The organism is Pseudomonas caricapapayae (genome assembly GCF_001400735.1).
Lineage (GTDB): Bacteria > Pseudomonadota > Gammaproteobacteria > Pseudomonadales > Pseudomonadaceae > Aquipseudomonas > Aquipseudomonas caricapapayae.
The window spans coordinates 19,554-35,842 of the sequence record NZ_LJPW01000067.1 but is presented as its reverse complement, the minus strand read 5'-3'; the positions used below and the strand labels follow the sequence as shown (position 1 = coordinate 35,842).

The 16,289-nt window shown below is 57.7% G+C and carries 13 protein-coding genes; 8 read left to right on the top strand and 5 right to left on the bottom strand.

The window, feature by feature from the left end; all coding sequences use genetic code 11:
- Nucleotide 1: 1 nt before the first annotated feature.
- The 4 genes from odhB (at nucleotide 2) to sucD (ending at nucleotide 5,089) form a co-directional block, all read left to right on the top strand.
- Nucleotides 2–1,225: a 2-oxoglutarate dehydrogenase complex dihydrolipoyllysine-residue succinyltransferase gene (gene odhB, locus ALO80_RS10345; RefSeq protein ID WP_055008944.1), complete on the top strand. Its 1,224-nt coding sequence runs from the start codon at nucleotides 2–4 to the stop codon at nucleotides 1,223–1,225.
- A gap of 172 nt (nucleotides 1,226–1,397) precedes the next feature.
- Complete coding sequence (lpdA, locus tag ALO80_RS10340; protein WP_055008943.1) at nucleotides 1,398–2,834, top strand: dihydrolipoyl dehydrogenase; 1,437 nt, start codon at nucleotides 1,398–1,400, stop codon at nucleotides 2,832–2,834.
- A 207-nt stretch (nucleotides 2,835–3,041) separates the two neighbouring features.
- Nucleotides 3,042–4,208: an ADP-forming succinate--CoA ligase subunit beta gene (sucC, locus tag ALO80_RS10335; RefSeq protein ID WP_002552981.1), complete on the top strand. Its 1,167-nt coding sequence runs from the start codon at nucleotides 3,042–3,044 to the stop codon at nucleotides 4,206–4,208.
- Complete coding sequence (gene sucD / locus ALO80_RS10330) at nucleotides 4,208–5,089, top strand: succinate--CoA ligase subunit alpha (protein ID WP_054985787.1); 882 nt, start codon at nucleotides 4,208–4,210, stop codon at nucleotides 5,087–5,089. The genes sucC and sucD overlap by 1 nt, the downstream gene beginning before the upstream one ends.
- A gap of 115 nt (nucleotides 5,090–5,204) precedes the next feature.
- On the opposite strand, the gene ALO80_RS10325 is transcribed toward sucD, so the two are convergent.
- Complete coding sequence (locus ALO80_RS10325) at nucleotides 5,205–5,783, bottom strand: GNAT family N-acetyltransferase (protein ID WP_055005802.1); 579 nt, start codon at nucleotides 5,781–5,783, stop codon at nucleotides 5,205–5,207.
- 300 nt (nucleotides 5,784–6,083) lie between these two features.
- Between ALO80_RS10325 and brnQ the strand changes: the two genes are divergently transcribed.
- The gene (brnQ, locus tag ALO80_RS10320; RefSeq protein ID WP_055008942.1) at nucleotides 6,084–7,397 is read left to right on the top strand and encodes a branched-chain amino acid transport system II carrier protein; all 1,314 of its coding nucleotides are present in this window, start codon (nucleotides 6,084–6,086) and stop codon (nucleotides 7,395–7,397) included.
- Between the two features lie 117 nt (nucleotides 7,398–7,514).
- Here brnQ and ALO80_RS10315 read toward each other — a convergent pair whose 3' ends face one another.
- Nucleotides 7,515–7,775: a lipoprotein gene (locus ALO80_RS10315; RefSeq protein WP_002552985.1), complete on the bottom strand. Its 261-nt coding sequence runs from the start codon at nucleotides 7,773–7,775 to the stop codon at nucleotides 7,515–7,517.
- A gap of 312 nt (nucleotides 7,776–8,087) precedes the next feature.
- Here ALO80_RS10315 and htpG point away from each other — a divergent pair, with 312 nt between their 5' ends.
- On the top strand, nucleotides 8,088–9,995 hold the full coding sequence (htpG, locus tag ALO80_RS10310; RefSeq protein WP_055008941.1) for a molecular chaperone HtpG: 1,908 nt from the start codon (nucleotides 8,088–8,090) through the stop codon (nucleotides 9,993–9,995).
- 90 nt (nucleotides 9,996–10,085) lie between these two features.
- Nucleotides 10,086–10,814: a dienelactone hydrolase family protein gene (locus ALO80_RS10305; protein WP_055008940.1), complete on the top strand. Its 729-nt coding sequence runs from the start codon at nucleotides 10,086–10,088 to the stop codon at nucleotides 10,812–10,814.
- A gap of 232 nt (nucleotides 10,815–11,046) precedes the next feature.
- On the opposite strand, the gene fabB is transcribed toward ALO80_RS10305, so the two are convergent.
- The 3 genes from fabB to ALO80_RS10290 form a co-directional block, all read right to left on the bottom strand.
- Nucleotides 11,047–12,270, bottom strand: a complete 1,224-nt coding sequence (gene fabB / locus ALO80_RS10300; RefSeq protein WP_055008939.1) for a beta-ketoacyl-ACP synthase I — start codon at nucleotides 12,268–12,270, stop codon at nucleotides 11,047–11,049.
- A gap of 10 nt (nucleotides 12,271–12,280) precedes the next feature.
- Nucleotides 12,281–12,796 carry a 3-hydroxyacyl-[acyl-carrier-protein] dehydratase FabA gene (gene fabA / locus ALO80_RS10295; protein ID WP_002552989.1) on the bottom strand — a complete coding sequence of 172 codons (516 nt, stop codon included), beginning with the start codon at nucleotides 12,794–12,796 and terminating at the stop codon, nucleotides 12,281–12,283.
- A gap of 221 nt (nucleotides 12,797–13,017) precedes the next feature.
- Entirely contained in the window at nucleotides 13,018–14,955 is a 1,938-nt protein-coding gene (locus tag ALO80_RS10290) for an ATP-binding protein (protein ID WP_055008948.1), read from the bottom strand.
- Between the two features lie 287 nt (nucleotides 14,956–15,242).
- On the opposite strand from ALO80_RS10290, the gene ALO80_RS10285 reads away from it, so the two are divergent.
- Nucleotides 15,243–16,268: an NAD(P)H-dependent glycerol-3-phosphate dehydrogenase gene (locus ALO80_RS10285; protein WP_054985794.1), complete on the top strand. Its 1,026-nt coding sequence runs from the start codon at nucleotides 15,243–15,245 to the stop codon at nucleotides 16,266–16,268.
- The last annotated feature ends 21 nt before the right edge of the window (nucleotides 16,269–16,289 follow it).

Here is a 16,289-nt window from a genome sequence, read left to right as displayed (position 1 = left end):
AATGGCTATCGAGATCAAAGCCCCCTCTTTCCCGGAATCCGTTGCCGACGGCACCATTGCCACCTGGCACAAGCAACCGGGCGAAGCGGTAAAACGTGACGAGCTGCTGGTCGACATCGAGACCGACAAGGTCGTGCTCGAAGTGCTGGCCGAAGCTGACGGCGTACTGGTATCGATCGTGAAAGGCGAGGGCAGCACTGTCCTGTCCAACGAAGTAATTGCAACCCTGGACGCCGGTGCTTCTGCATCAGCTGCTCCAGCTGCTCCAGCTGCCGCGCCTGCCTCTGCTCCTGCAGCGGCTCCAGCCGGCGCCGATGAAGAAGACGCCATTGCCGCGCCTGCTGCACGCAAGCTGGCCGAAGAAAATGCGATCAACCTGGCCAGCGTCAAGGGCACTGGTAAGGACGGTCGTATTACCAAGGAAGACGTAGTTGCCGCAGTTGAAGCGAAGAAGTCCGCTCCGGCCGCTGCGCCTGCCGCCAAACCTGCTGCCGCTGCTGCTCCGGTTGTCGCTGCTGGCGACCGCACCGAGAAGCGCGTACCGATGACTCGTGTTCGTGCGACCGTCGCCAAGCGTCTGGTCGAGGCTCAGTCGAACATGGCCATGCTGACCACGTTCAACGAAGTCGACATGACCGAAGTCATGGCACTGCGTTCGAAGTACAAGGACCTGTTCGAGAAGTCGCATAACGGCGTACGCCTGGGCTTCATGTCGTTCTTCGTCAAGGCCGCTACCGAGGCGCTGAAACGCTTCCCGGCAGTCAACGCTTCGATCGACGGCTCCGACATCGTTTATCACGGTTACGCCGACGTCGGTGTTGCCGTGTCCAGCGACCGTGGTCTGGTTGTACCGGTTCTGCGTAACGCAGAGCACATGAGCCTGGCTGAAATCGAGGGTGGCATCGCTACCTTTGGCAAGAAGGCCCGTGATGGCAAACTGTCCATCGACGAGATGACCGGTGGCACCTTCACGATCACCAATGGTGGTACTTTCGGTTCGATGATGTCGACGCCGATCGTCAATCCGCCACAGGCTGCAATTCTGGGCATGCATAACATTCTTCAGCGCCCGATGGCAGTCAACGGTCAGGTAGTGATTCGTCCGATGATGTATCTGGCGCTGTCGTACGATCACCGTTTGATTGACGGCAAGGAAGCGGTAACCTTCCTCGTGACCATCAAGAACCTGTTGGAAGATCCGGCTCGTCTGTTGCTGGATATCTGATGAGACAGCCTCGAGTTGCAAGCTGCAGGCTGCACGATAAAAGCGGCGTGTCGCACGACTCGGGTTTTGCGGGTTACATCTAATGAACAGGCGGCAAGCAGGTCTGTAATGCATCACAGGCCTGCTTGCAACTTGCAGCTTAAAGCTAGCAGCTAAAGAGGAACTTTTTTTTATGTCCCAGAAATTCGACGTGGTAGTGATTGGCGCAGGCCCTGGCGGTTATGTTGCCGCCATCAAGGCTGCGCAACTTGGTCTCAAGACTGCCTGCATCGAGAAGTATCAGGACAAGGAGGGCAAACTGGCCCTTGGCGGTACCTGCCTGAACGTTGGTTGCATTCCTTCCAAGGCATTGCTCGACAGCTCCTGGAAATTCTATGAAGCCAAAAACGGCTTCAGCGTGCATGGCATCTCGACATCTGAAGTGAGTATGGACGTTCCGGCCATGATCGGCCGCAAGTCTACGATCGTCAAAGGCCTGACGGGCGGCGTTGCCAGCCTGTTCAAAGCCAATGGCGTGACCACCCTGCAGGGCCACGGCAAACTGCTGGCTGGCAAGAAGGTCGAGCTGACAGGTGCTGATGGCACTGTCGAAATCATCGAAGCGGACCATGTGATCCTGGCGTCGGGCTCTCGTCCAATCGACATCCCGCCTGCTCCGGTTGACCAGAAAGTCATCGTCGATTCGACTGGCGCACTGGAATTCCAACAGGTTCCACAGCGTCTCGGCGTCATCGGCGCTGGCGTGATCGGTCTGGAGCTGGGCTCCGTATGGGCGCGTCTGGGTGCCCAGGTCACTGTTCTGGAAGCACTGGACAAGTTCATCCCGGCAGCCGACGAAGCAGTTTCCAAGGAAGCGCTGAAAACCTTCACCAAGCAGGGCCTGGACATCAAGCTGGGCGCTCGTGTGACCGGTTCCAAGGTTGAAGGCGAAGAAGTGGTTGTCAGCTACACCGACGCTGCTGGCGAACAATCGATCACCTTCGATCGCCTGATCGTGGCCGTGGGTCGTCGTCCTGTTACCACTGACCTGCTGGCTTCGGACAGTGGCGTCGATCTGGACGAGCGCGGTTTCATCTACGTTGATGACTACTGCACCACCAGCGTACCGGGTGTCTATGCCATCGGTGACGTTGTTCGTGGTCTGATGCTGGCGCACAAGGCCTCGGAAGAAGGCATCATGGTGGTCGAGCGCATCAAGGGCCACAAGGCTCAGATGAACTACAACCTGATCCCGTCGGTTATCTACACCCACCCGGAAATCGCCTGGGTCGGCAAGACCGAGCAGACGCTCAAGGCCGAAGGCGTTGAAGTCAATGTCGGTACGTTCCCGTTCGCGGCCAGCGGCCGTGCCATGGCAGCCAACGACACCGGTGGCTTCGTCAAGATCATTGCCGATGCCAAGACCGATCGCGTACTGGGTGTTCACGTTATCGGCCCAAGCGCTGCCGAACTGGTACAGCAGGGCGCGATTGCGATGGAATTCGGCAGCAGCGCAGAAGACATCGGCATGATGGTCTTCTCGCACCCGACGCTGTCCGAAGCGCTGCATGAAGCTGCACTGGCTGTGAATGGCGGTGCCATCCATATCCAGAATCGCAAGAAACGCTAAGACAACAAGAGAAACCACGGCGCAGTGCCCGTCGTAGACCTTGCAAGCAGGGCTTACCGCGGAATCTGCGTCGGACTCGACCTCTCAGGCGGCTTCATGAGTGTCCCACGGCATTTGCGAAGTCCCCCGGAGTAGCGGTCACAGGTGGTGCGGCACGCTGACGTGCAGCACCGAATGCGCAGTACCTAAACGAAGACGGTAATAAGCATGAATCTTCACGAGTATCAGGGTAAGCAGCTGTTCGCTGAATACGGCCTGCCAGTATCCAAGGGTTACGCGGTAGACACCCCGGAAGCAGCAGCAGAAGCCTGCGACAAGATCGGCGGGACCGAGTGGGTTGTCAAAGCCCAGGTTCACGCAGGTGGTCGTGGTAAAGCGGGCGGCGTAAAGCTGGTTCGCAGCAAGGAAGACGCTGCAGCGTTCGCTCAACAGTGGTTGGGCAAGCGCCTGGTGACTTACCAGACTGACGCCAACGGTCAGCCAGTGACCAAGATTCTGGTCGAGTCCTGCACCGACATCGCCAAAGAGCTTTATCTGGGCGCTGTGGTTGATCGTTCCAGCCGTCGTATCGTGTTCATGGCTTCCACCGAAGGTGGCGTGGACATCGAGAAAATCGCTCACGACACTCCTGAAAAGATTCTCAAGGCCACGATCGATCCACTGGTCGGCGCTCAGCCGTTCCAGGGTCGCGATCTGGCATTCCAGCTGGGTCTGGAAGGCAAGCAGGTCACTCAGTTCGCCAAGATCTTCACCGGTCTGGCCAAGCTGTTCCAGGACCACGATCTGGCCCTGCTGGAAGTGAACCCGCTGGTGATCAAGGCTGACGGCGATCTGCACTGCCTGGACGCGAAGATCAACATCGACGCCAACGCCATGTACCGTCAGCCAAAGCTGAAAGGTTTCCACGATCCGTCCCAGGACGATCCGCGCGAAGCTCACGCTGCCAAGTTCGAACTGAACTATGTAGCGCTGGAAGGCAACATCGGCTGCATGGTAAACGGTGCCGGTCTGGCCATGGGTACCATGGACATCGTCAACCTGCACGGCGGCAAGCCTGCAAACTTCCTTGACGTTGGCGGTGGTGCCACCAAAGAACGCGTTACCGAAGCGTTCAAGATCATCCTGTCCGACACCAACGTCGCTGCAGTACTGGTCAACATCTTCGGCGGCATCGTTCGTTGCGACATGATTGCCGAAGGCATCATTGGTGCAGTGAAAGAAGTCGGCGTGAAAATCCCGGTTGTTGTTCGCCTTGAAGGCAACAACGCTGAACTGGGCGCTAAAGTACTGGCAGAAAGCGGTTTGAACATCATCGCTGCAACCAGCCTGACCGACGCTGCTCAACAAGTCGTCAAAGCCGCGGAGGGCAAGTAATGAGCGTCCTGATCAATAAAGACACCAAGGTTATCTGCCAGGGCTTCACTGGTTCGCAAGGTACCTTTCACTCCGAACAAGCCATTGCCTACGGCACCAAGATGGTTGGCGGCGTGACTCCAGGCAAGGGCGGCACCACGCACCTGAACCTGCCAGTGTTCAACACTGTGAAAGAAGCGGTAGAGACCACTGGCGCTACTGCCAGCGTGATCTACGTCCCGGCTCCTTTCTGCAAGGATTCCATCCTTGAAGCGGCGTTCGGCGGCATCAAGCTGATCGTCTGCATCACAGAAGGCATCCCGACCATCGACATGCTGGAAGCCAAGGTCAAGTGCGACGAGCTGGGCGTGATCCTGATCGGTCCTAACTGCCCGGGCGTCATCACACCAGGCGAGTGCAAGATCGGCATCATGCCAGGTCACATTCACTTGCCAGGCAAGGTAGGCATCGTGTCGCGTTCCGGCACCCTGACTTACGAAGCTGTCAAGCAGACCACTGACGCCGGTTTCGGTCAGTCCACCTGTGTCGGTATCGGTGGTGACCCGATCCCGGGTTCGAACTTCATCGACATCCTGAAGCTGTTCCAGGAAGACCCGAAGACCGAAGCGATCGTCATGATCGGCGAGATCGGCGGTTCGGCTGAAGAAGAAGCGGCTGCCTACATCAAGGCACACGTAACCAAGCCTGTTGTCTCCTACATCGCCGGTGTAACTGCTCCTCCGGGCAAGCGCATGGGCCATGCCGGTGCAATCATCTCCGGTGGTAAAGGTACTGCAGACGAGAAATTCGCTGCACTGCAGGATGCTGGTGTTAAAACCGTGCGTTCTCTGGCAGACATCGGCAAGGCCTTGGCCGAGCTGACTGGCTGGCCGACCAAGTAAGCTTCACTGTTTGCCGGGCAGGCAAGTTTTGCTTGCCTGCCCGGGCAATCGACAAAAGCCACCCTCGGGTGGCTTTTGTCTGGGCGCTTGAAAAGGCCTTGATGTTCATCCGGCCTCATTGAACACCGTTGTTCGCCCGCCACTCCTGACGGGTCAATTCCCATATCTGTTCCTGTGTCGTACCGCAGACGAATTGTGCTTCCTGAACGGTCACAAGGCGCATGCCTTCGCGTTGAGAGAGTCGATACGACGCCTCATTCAAGGCTGATTTGGCTACACGCAACACCGGGCGTTTGAGGGTTTCGAACCAGAACCTGTCAATGGCAACGCAGACCTCCGACATCAGGCCCAGACCCTGATAGGGCGTAGAGAGCCAGAAACCGCGATTGTTATCTTCCTCGTCCATCATGCACGCGGCACCGATCAGAGGTTCCTGCTCGCCGGAGAGGCGAATCGACCAATGCCATTCTTCCCCATTCTGCATGGCGGGCAAGACGTCCTCACGTATATGACGCAGGGCTTCTCCGTCCGGATATGGCCAGGGTACGTGATGGGTCAGATAACGCACGACTTCCCACTGATTGAACAGGGTCTGCATGACGGCGGCGTCTTCAAGCTGCACAGGCCGCAGGACCAGGCGAGGTGTGTACAGGGTAGGGGTCGGTATCAGGCATTCATGGGGTGTTTTAGTCATCAAGGTAGGCTGCCGGGCTCGGATAGCGGCTCAATCTATCGATTGATGAGCAACAGGTCTGTCAGGCATTTCCGAATAATCGGCAGCGTGCTTAACCGCCAGTTAACGGTGCGTCGTCGGTCGGGTCGCCCTGAGACAGTGCATTTTTGGTCGAAGTTGGCTACCCTGTCCGCCGTTTTTGCGTTGCCCTCACGAGGGGCGTTTCGCAAGGTACTGCCACGTCTTACGCCGACGGGCTGCGTCTGCCCCATTCATGGGCGACGTCCCATCCCTTATTTCGATTCCGTGTGGTCCCTCGTAATGAAAGTGTTGAAAGGCCAGGACATCCTGGCACTCGGTTTTATGACATTTGCCCTGTTTGTCGGGGCTGGCAACATCATTTTTCCGCCCATCGTGGGCCTGCAGGCGGGGCCACATGTATGGATGGCTGCTTTGGGCTTTCTGGTCACGGCGGTCGGGCTGCCGGTCGTCACGGTAGTCGCCCTGGCCAGGGTGGGGGGCGCAATGGATGCGCTTAGCAGTCCGATCGGCAGGATCGCCGGTGGCGCGCTTGCTGCAGTCTGCTATCTGGCAGTTGGCCCGCTTTTCGCGACTCCGCGTACCGCGACGGTCTCGTTCGAAGTGGGTCTCGCACCTTTGACGGGCGACACTCCAATGGCGTTATTCCTCTACAGCCTGGTGTATTTTCTGGTGGTGTTCTGGGTTTCGTTGTACCCGGGGCGCTTGCTCGACACGGTCGGACGCTTTCTGGCACCTCTCAAGATCATCGCCCTGGCTGTATTGGGGGTCGCGGCATTCGCCCTGCCCGCAGGCGGGATAGGCGAGGCTGAGCCCGCGTACGCCGCTGCGCCGTTTTCCCAGGGCTTCATCAACGGCTATCTGACGATGGACACTCTCGGGGCACTGGTTTTCGGTATTGTCATCGTTAATGCCATCCGTTCGCGTGGCGTCGAATCGCCGCGCCTGATTACCCGCTACGCAATTATTGCCGGCCTGATTGCCGGTGTCGGGCTGGCGCTGGTGTATGTCAGTCTGTTTCGTCTGGGCTCAGGCAGCCATGCAGTTGCGGCAGGTGCAAGCAATGGTGCGGCGGTTCTGCACGCCTATGTGCAGCACACATTCGGTTCACTGGGCAGTGGCTTCCTTGCGGTGCTGATTTCTCTGGCGTGTCTAGTCACTGCGGTGGGTCTGACATGTGCGTGCGCCGAATACTTTGCCAAGGTACTGCCGTTGTCTTACAGGACGCTGGTCATTATCCTGGCGGTGTTTTCGTTGCTGGTATCCAATCTGGGGCTGACCAAGCTGATCCAGTTTTCGATTCCGGTGCTGACGGCCATCTACCCACCTTGTATCGTCCTCGTCGCGCTGAGCTTCTGCAAAGGGCTCTGGCACAGCCAGGGACGGGTTGTTGCCCCCGTGATGCTGGTTTCCCTCGTCTTTGGTCTGATCGATGCGCTGAAGGGGGCCGGTTTCTCTGAGTATCTTCCAGAGGGGCTGACCAGTCTGCCGTTGAGCGATCAGGGCCTGGCATGGCTGGTGCCCTCGGTCATCACGCTCGTGGGTGTCGTGGCCGTTGACAGGGTCATGGGTAAGCGCAGCGAGGCGCTGGCTTGAAATTGTGGAAGGGTTTTGTGTCTGAATGCCGATGAGGCATGTGCTGAACAAGCAATACAACACACATGAAAAGGCCCGCATTCAGCGGGCCTTTTTAGTTCTGCAAGCGTTTCAGCCTTACTTGGTGGCTGGCGCAGCTTCTGGCGCTTTGTTGGCGTTCTCATTGGTGCGCTGCTGAGCGGCTTCGGCGTTCTTCTGAGCAGCTTCCTGGCTTTCCTTGGCCGCATCGTTCACTTTTTCCTGAGCCTTTTCCATCGACTCCTGGGACTGCTGAGCAGCCTTGTTGGCATCTTGCTGTGTGTTTTCGGACTTTTTGTCACAGGCTGCAAGGCCCAGGGTGGCAGAAAGCATCAAGGCATAGGCTAAAGATTTACGCATGGGGTGTTTCTCCTTATTGAGTGTTCACGAGCCTAAGAGCCTGTCCCCATGAGTTAAGTTCCACCCGTGTTCACAATATAGGAAGGCGCAGTGTGGTGGTCGCTACAAGCCAGAAGAGCCGGGCCGATTGCGGACAGTTCGGGGGAGTGCCGATCAACACAGTCCACGTCGGATCTGGTGGTGAAGCAGAGTCGAGGCATCATTGGCTCTTGAAATCCCCGACCCAGCCCCCACCTTGATGACTACCCGCTGTCACACAGGCTATTGCCTGATCGTGACGGCTTATACCATCCAGATCGGAGTTTGATGATTATGAGTGTGGAAACTCAAAAGGAAACCCTGGGCTTCCAGACCGAGGTAAAGCAACTGCTGCACCTCATGATCCATTCGCTGTATTCCAACAAGGAAATTTTCCTTCGCGAATTGATCTCGAACGCGTCTGACGCGGTCGACAAATTGCGTTTTGAAGCGTTGTCCACGCCGGAGTTGCTGGAAGGCGGCGCCGAGCTGAAGATTCGCGTGAGCTTCGACAAGGACGCGAAGACCGTTACCCTCGAAGACAACGGCATCGGTATGAGCCGTGAAGATGTGATCACCCACCTGGGCACCATCGCCAAGTCCGGCACCGCTGATTTCATGAAAAACCTGTCGGGCGATCAGAAAAAAGACTCGCACCTGATCGGTCAGTTCGGAGTGGGCTTTTATTCGGCGTTCATTGTTGCCGATCGGGTTGAAGTATTCAGCCGTCGCGCCGGTACGCCATCCGGTGAAGGTGTGCACTGGTCCTCCAAAGGCGAGGGCGAATTCGAAGTTGCGACCGTCGACAAGGCCGATCGTGGCACCCGCATCGTGCTGCACCTGAAAAGCGGTGAAGAGGAGTTCGCTGACGGCTACCGTCTGCGCAACATCATCAAGAAGTACTCCGACCACATCGCCTTGCCGATCGAGCTGCCAAAAGAGCAGGCTCCGGCAGCTGAAGGCGAGGAAGCGCCAGCGCTGGAATGGGAAACCGTCAACCGCGCCAGCGCACTCTGGACCCGTCCTCGCACCGAGGTAAAGGACGAGGAGTATCAGGAGTTCTACAAGCACGTCGCGCACGATTACGAAAATCCGCTGAGCTGGAGCCACAACAAGGTCGAAGGCAAGCTGGAATACACGTCGCTGCTGTATGTGCCTGCGCGTGCACCTTTCGATCTGTATCAGCGTGAAGCGCCGCGAGGCCTGAAGCTATACGTGCAGCGCGTGTTTGTCATGGATCAGGCCGAGTCGTTCCTGCCGCTGTACATGCGCTTCATCAAGGGCGTGGTCGATTCCAATGACCTGTCGCTGAACGTCTCTCGTGAAATCCTGCAGAAAGACCCGATCATCGATTCGATGAAGTCGGCGCTGACCAAGCGCGTGCTGGACATGCTGGAGAAACTGGCGAAAAACGAGCCCGAGCAGTACAAGGGCTTCTGGAAAAACTTCGGTCAGGTCCTCAAGGAAGGTCCTGCAGAAGATTTCGCCAACAAGGAGAAAATCGCCGGTCTGCTGCGTTTTGCGTCGACATCCGATGACAGCAGCGAGCAGATCGTGTCTCTAGCCGAGTACCTGGCGCGTGCCAAGCAAGGTCAGGACAAGATCTATTACCTCACTGGCGAATCCTACGCACAGGTCAAGAACAGCCCGCACCTTGAGGTCTTCCGCAAGAAAGGCATCGAAGTGTTGCTGATGACAGACCGTATCGACGAATGGCTGATGAGCTACCTCAGCGATTTCGACGGCAAGGATTTTGTGGATGTTGCACGTGGGGACCTTGATCTGGGCAATCTTGACTCTGAAGAGGACAAGAAGGCGCAGGAAGAGATTGCCAAGGACAAAGAAGGGCTGATCGAGCGCCTGAAAGCGGCGCTGGGTGACTCTGTAAGCGAAGTGCGGGTTTCCCATCGCCTCACCGAATCGCCTGCCATTCTGGCCATTGGTGAACAGGATATGGGCCTGCAGATGCGTCAGATTCTGGAAGCCAGTGGACAGAAAGTCCCGGATTCCAAGCCTATCTTCGAATTCAACCCGCTCCATCCGCTGATCGGCAAACTCGACGCCGAGCAAAGCGAGGACCGCTTCGCAGAGCTGTCGCACATCCTGTTCGATCAGGCGGCGCTGGCAGCCGGTGACAGCCTCAAGGACCCGGCCGCGTATGTGCGCCGTTTGAACAAGTTGTTGGTAGAACTGTCGGTTTGATAGCCGATTGACAAGAAACCCGCTTCGGCGGGTTTTTTGTTAGAGGCTGTTACCTCCAACTCTCATCTTCCGTATGACCAGGAGTCAGCAATGAGCAGCAATATCGAAATCCGTTCTGTGGTCTATCAGATTGATGGTCAGTCTTATGAAAGTCGACTGGCGTATGACAGCAGCGCCACCACTGCGCAGCCAGGTCTGTTGATGGCACCTAACTGGATGGGTGTCAGCAAGGGTGCCGAAGACATCGCCAAAGCGGTGGCAGCCAAGGGCTATGTAGTGCTGCTTGCTGACCTTTACGGTCAGCAGATTCGCCCGAGTAACAACGACGAGGCGGGCGCTGCCATGACGCCGCTCAAGGAAGACCGTGGTTTGCTGCGCAAGCGTATGCAGGCAGCACTCGATCAATTGTCGAGCCAGACGGATGTGTCTCTGGACTCCAGTAAAATCGCAACCTTCGGCTTCTGCTTCGGCGGCTGCTGCTCTCTGGAGCTAGCGCGTACCGGTGCCGAACTGAAAGCCGCCATCTCCTTCCACGGCACGCTGGACACGCCTGCCCCGGCTGATGCCAAAAACATCAAGGGTCCGGTGCTGGTCCTTCACGGTGCTTCTGACCCGTTGGTGCCGAAAGAACAGTTGCCGGCTTTCGAAGACGAGATGAATACTGCTGGCGTGGACTGGCAACTGCACAGCTACGGCGGTGCGTTCCATTCATTCACCGACCCGCATGCCAACGTTCCCGGCATGATGATGTACGACGCCAAAGTGTCGAAGCGCGCGTTCAAGTCGATGCATGATTTGTTGGCTGAAGTGTTTGGCTGAAGGAACACCTAAGATGTCCATGCTCCGCGTAGGCATGCCGGTCTGGACGCTCTGCTTCCTCTTGCGACGCAGAGCGTCGTGAACTGCACTCCCTCGCTGGAGCGTGAGGGCCGAGAGGTGTTCTGAAGTTCCATTATCCCCGCAGATATACCTAAGAACGTTAGCCACGTTTGCCGGACTCACAAAAAAGGCGCCTCGAAAGGCGCCTTTTTTGTTTGCGACAAAAGCAGTGTTACTTGCCCGCCCAGCGTTTCAGAACCAGCGTAGCGTTGGTACCGCCGAAGCCGAAGCTGTTGCTCATGACCAGATCGAGTTTGGCATCTTCGCGTGTCTTGAGCAGGATCGGCATGTCGGCGACCACCGGGTCCAGCTCGTCGATGTTCGCGGAGCCGGCGATGAAGTTGTTTTCCATCATCAGCAGGCAGTAGATCGCTTCGTGAACACCTGCGGCACCCAGCGAGTGGCCCGACAGGCTCTTGGTGGAGCTGATCGCTGGCGCGTTGGCACCGAATACCTCGCGCACACCTTCCATTTCCTTGGCGTCGCCAACCGGAGTCGAGGTGCCGTGGGTGTTGATGTAGTCAATGGCGTCGGAGTTGATATCACCTAGGGCCATCTGCATGCAGCGGATCGCGCCTTCACCGCTTGGTGCGACCATGTCGTAGCCATCCGATGTAGCGCCGTATCCCACGATTTCCGCGTAGATTTTCGCGCCGCGTGCCAGAGCGTGTTCCAGCTCCTCGACAACGACCATGCCGCCACCACCGGCAATCACGAAGCCGTCACGCTTGGCGTCGTAGGCACGGGAGGCTTTTTCCGGCGTTTCATTGTACTGGGTGGACAGCGCGCCCATGGCGTCGAACAGGAACGACTGGCTCCAGTGCTCTTCCTCGCCGCCACCGGCAAAAACGATGTCCTGCTTGCCCAGCTGAATCTGCTCGACAGCGTTGCCGATGCAGTGGGCGCTGGTGGCGCAGGCGGACGAGATGGAGTAGTTGACACCCTTGATCTTGAACGGTGTGGCCAGGCATGCCGAAACGGTGCTGCCCATGGTCCGCGTGACACGGTAAGGGCCGACGCGCTTGACGCCTTTTTCGCGCAGGGTGTCCAGTGCTTCCATCTGGTTCAGGGTCGACGCACCGCCGCTGCCGGCGATCAGGCCGGTACGCACGTTGGAAACCTGTTCGTCGGTCAGGCCCGAATCGGTAATGGCGTCTTTCATCGCCAGGTAGGCATAGGCTGCCGCATGGCCGACGAAGCGGAAGATCTTGCGATCGATCAGTTCTTCCAGATCCAGGTCGATGGAGCCGGAAACCTGGCTGCGCAGACCCATTTCGGCATATTCCGGATTAAAGCGGATGCCAGGGCGGTTAGCACGCAGGTTAGCGGTGACGGTCTCTTTGTCATTGCCCAAGCAGGAAACAATACCCAGACCAGTGATAACGACGCGGCGCATGCGAGTACCCTTAGAAATTTTCAGTGGAAGTAAACACGCCGACCCGAAGGCCTTCGGCGGTATAGATTTCGCGACCGTCTACACTCACTGAACCGTCGGCAATGGCCAAGTTCAGTTTGCCTTTCAGGACGCGTTTGATGTGAATGTTATAGGTGACTTTTTTGGCGGTAGGCAGAACCTGACCGAAAAACTTCACTTCGCCCGAACCCAGGGCGCGGCCACGACCGGGATTGCCCTGCCAGCCAAGATAGAAACCGACCAGTTGCCACATGGCGTCCAGGCCCAGGCATCCGGGCATCACCGGATCACCTTCGAAGTGGCAGGCAAAGAACCACAGGTCCGGGTTGATATCCAGTTCGGCGACCAATTCACCCTTGCTGAACTTGCCACCTTCATCGCTGATGTGTGTGATGCGATCGACCATCAGCATGTTAGGGGCGGGCAGTTGCGCATTACCTGGGCCGAACAGCTCGCCACGACTGCAGCGCAGCAGGTCTTCCCGGGTAAAGGCGTGTTGTTTGGTCATGCGAGCTCCTCAATAATCTTGTGCGGCAGGTTGTGGCGCCACTGGTCCGAACGCCAGCCCCGGCGCACTTATTTCGCCAGGACCCTGTCCGGCAGCCTACTCATAGACTGTTGCGTTGTAATGAAAGTCACAGCTCAGTTGAAATCAAGGTACACCTGTACACTGAATTTCGTCGTTCAGCCGACTTTGCTGGCTGATTTGCTTGTCAAGACTGCCGCAATTTAACATTTATCGCCAGTCACAGGTGCTTCAAAGGACAGCCAGCGCTGTAAAACCTGCTGTAAATCAGCGTGTTTGAAGGGTTTTGCCAGGTAATCATCCATCCCTGCCTGTAAACAGGCGTCACGATCACCCTGTAACGCATTGGCAGTCAGGGCAATGATTGGGATTCGTTCCAGACCGGAAAGTTGCCTGATTCGACGTGTGGCCTCGTAGCCGTCCATGACCGGCAGTCGGCAATCCATCAAAATCAACGCGTGGTTGCCCGAGCCTGCTTTCATGACGGCTTCAGCACCGTCGACTGCCACATCGACCTCGCAACCCAGATTACGCAACATGGCCTGAACCACGGTGCGGTTTACCGGATTGTCCTCGACCAGCAATATGCTGCGCTCTCTGCCATGCGCATCGAGCACCGACAGCGGCTTGGCGATATCGACCGTCACGTCGCGCGCAACGGGCAGGGGGATCTGCAGGGTGAAAACCGAGCCCGAGCCTTCCTGGCTCTCTGCCCGCAACGTGCCGCCCATGCGTTCGGCCAGAGTACGTGCAATCGGCAAACCCAGTCCCGTACCGCCGTAACGTCTGGAAATCGAGCTGTCCGCCTGCTTGAACGCATCGAACATCGATTCCAGTCGCTCGGCGTCGATACCAATGCCGCTGTCATGCACCGCACAGGTGAAGTGCAGTTGATCATTGTCGAGCATCGCCCAACTGGCAACGACACAGACCTTGCCTTGCTCGGTAAATTTAAGTGCGTTGCCGATCAGGTTCACCAGAATCTGCCGAATCCGGGTCGGATCGCCTATGACGGTGATTGTTTCCAGCCCTGGCTGAACCTGCAGTTCCAGGAGCAGCCTGCGTTGTACCGCGCTGTGGTTGAACGCATGAGTCGATGCACTGACCAGTTCGGCCAGATTGAACGCAATGCCTTCCATTTGCAGGGCATCGCGTTCAATTCGGGAAAAGTCGAGGATGTCGTTGATCACCCGAAGCAGGTGCTCGGTGGATTCGGTCGCCAGCGTTGCGTACTCGCTTTGCTCGGCGGTCATGCGCGTGGTTTCCAGCAGTTGCAGCATGCCCAGTACGCCGTTCATGGGCGTGCGCAACTCATGACTCATCATTGCCAGAAAATCCGATTTGGCGCGGTTGGCCTGTTCGGCTTCTTCGCGTGTCTGGATCAGTTGGGCCACCGAGCGTTGCTGCTCAAGGCTGGTGCGGTGCAGGTTCTCCGCCAAGTTATTGATGTGTCGGGCCAGCGCGCCCAGTTCGGCATCATCGCTGACCGGCAGAGGCGTGTGATAGTCACCCTGCTGAATAGCCTTTAGCGCTTCGCCCATTTCTCTGACGGGTCTGGACAGGCTCAGGGCCAGGCCCCGAGCCAGCAGAAACGCGAACAGCAGCGCACCCAGCGCCAGGACACCGGCTTTGAGCAATATTTCCTGCTGACGGCGACTGAATGCTTCACTGGACATCCCGACCAATACTCGACCGAGATAGCTCTGCGAAACACCCTGCGGCTGCTGGCGATTGTGTCCGGAAGATGTGCCGGAATGACTGTGAGCCGTCGCACGCTGCGGCTGAACAGGGGCCAGGAATATCTCCATCTGACGTGCCTGCTGCTCGTTTTCGCGAGGCTGATCTATGTAGACCATCGCCGTATTCGAGCTGTCCTGAATCTCGACATAACGAACGCTCGGCATAGACAGTGTGGCGCGCATCAGCGCGTTCAGCCCGTCTATATCGCCTGTCGCAACACCAGGCTCGACAGCGGTAGCGAGTTGATTGGCGATGAGCTGCCCGGTGTGATTCAGCTCCTGGCGCAGGTCCTGAATACGCACGAAGGTGAAAAAGCTGATCAGCAGAGCCGTCAGCAACAGGGCAGGGCCCAGGCTGATGATCTGCGTGCGGGTATTGATATCCCAGTGCCGAAATTTCATCGGCTGCATGCCTTGCGCGCAAAGTGATGCGCTGATGATTCCATTATTGCGTCCATGCCTGTTCGCCTGGTGGTTGCGACCCGTTCCGGCTGCTGATGACAGCGCCGGATGTCGCGGTAATTCACATGCCGTGTGCGCATGTTAACCGAGATGGGGCGCGTTTCCAGCGAACTTGTTGTCCCCGGGCATCTCGCGTGCACAACCGATCAGCTTTGTTGCTGGCCGATATTGTGCCGCGCCGTATAATGCTGGCATCGCCACTTGGATGGCTCTGGATGGATAGTTTTATGACCACACAGCAACCCGTTGCGGTTCTTGGTGGTGGCAGTTTCGGGACTGCCATTGCAAATCTGCTGGCCGAGAACGGCCATCAGGTTCTCCAGTGGATGCGTGATCCGGAGCAGGCGGAGGCGATTCGCGTCAACCGTGAAAATCCCCGTTACCTCAAGGGCATCAAGGTCCGGCCTGAAGTGGAGCCGGTGACTGATATCGCCCACGTGCTTGAGGCCAGTGAGCTGATTTTCGTCGCCTTGCCTTCAAGTGCCCTGCGTTCGGTGCTGTCGCCTCATGTCGAGCGCCTGAACGGTAAAATGCTGGTCAGCCTGACCAAAGGCATCGAAGCGCAAAGCTTCAAATTGATGAGCCAGATCCTCGAAGAAATTGTTCCCCAGGCGCGCATCGGCGTCCTTTCAGGTCCCAATCTGGCCCGTGAGATCGCCGAGCACGCGCTCACCGCCACTGTGGTCGCCAGCGAGGACGAGGCGCTGTGTCAGCAGGTCCAGGCTGCGCTGCACGGACGAACGTTTCGGGTCTACGCCAGTAACGACCGTTTTGGCGTCGAACTGGGCGGGGCATTGAAGAATGTCTATGCGATCATCGCCGGCATGGCGGTGGCGCTGGACATGGGCGAAAACACCAAGAGCATGCTGATCACCCGGGCGCTGGCGGAAATGACCCGTTTCGCGGTCAGTCAGGGTGCCAACCCGATGACCTTTCTGGGGCTGGCCGGGGTGGGCGATCTGATCGTCACGTGCTCCTCACCCAAAAGCCGCAACTATCAGGTCGGCTTTGCGCTGGGGCAGGGCCTGACGCTGGACGAGGCGGTCACTCGCCTGGGCGAGGTGGCCGAGGGCGTCAATACGCTCAAGGTGCTCAAAGTCAAGGCGCAGGAGGTCCAGGTCTACATGCCGCTGGTCGCCGGGCTGCATGCGATTCTTTTCGAAGGCCGTACGCTCAGTCAGGTCATTGAAGCGTTGATGCGTGCCGAGCCCAAGACGGACGTCGATTTCATTTCGATTACCGGCTTTAATTGAATTCAGTCTGATCAGGGAGAA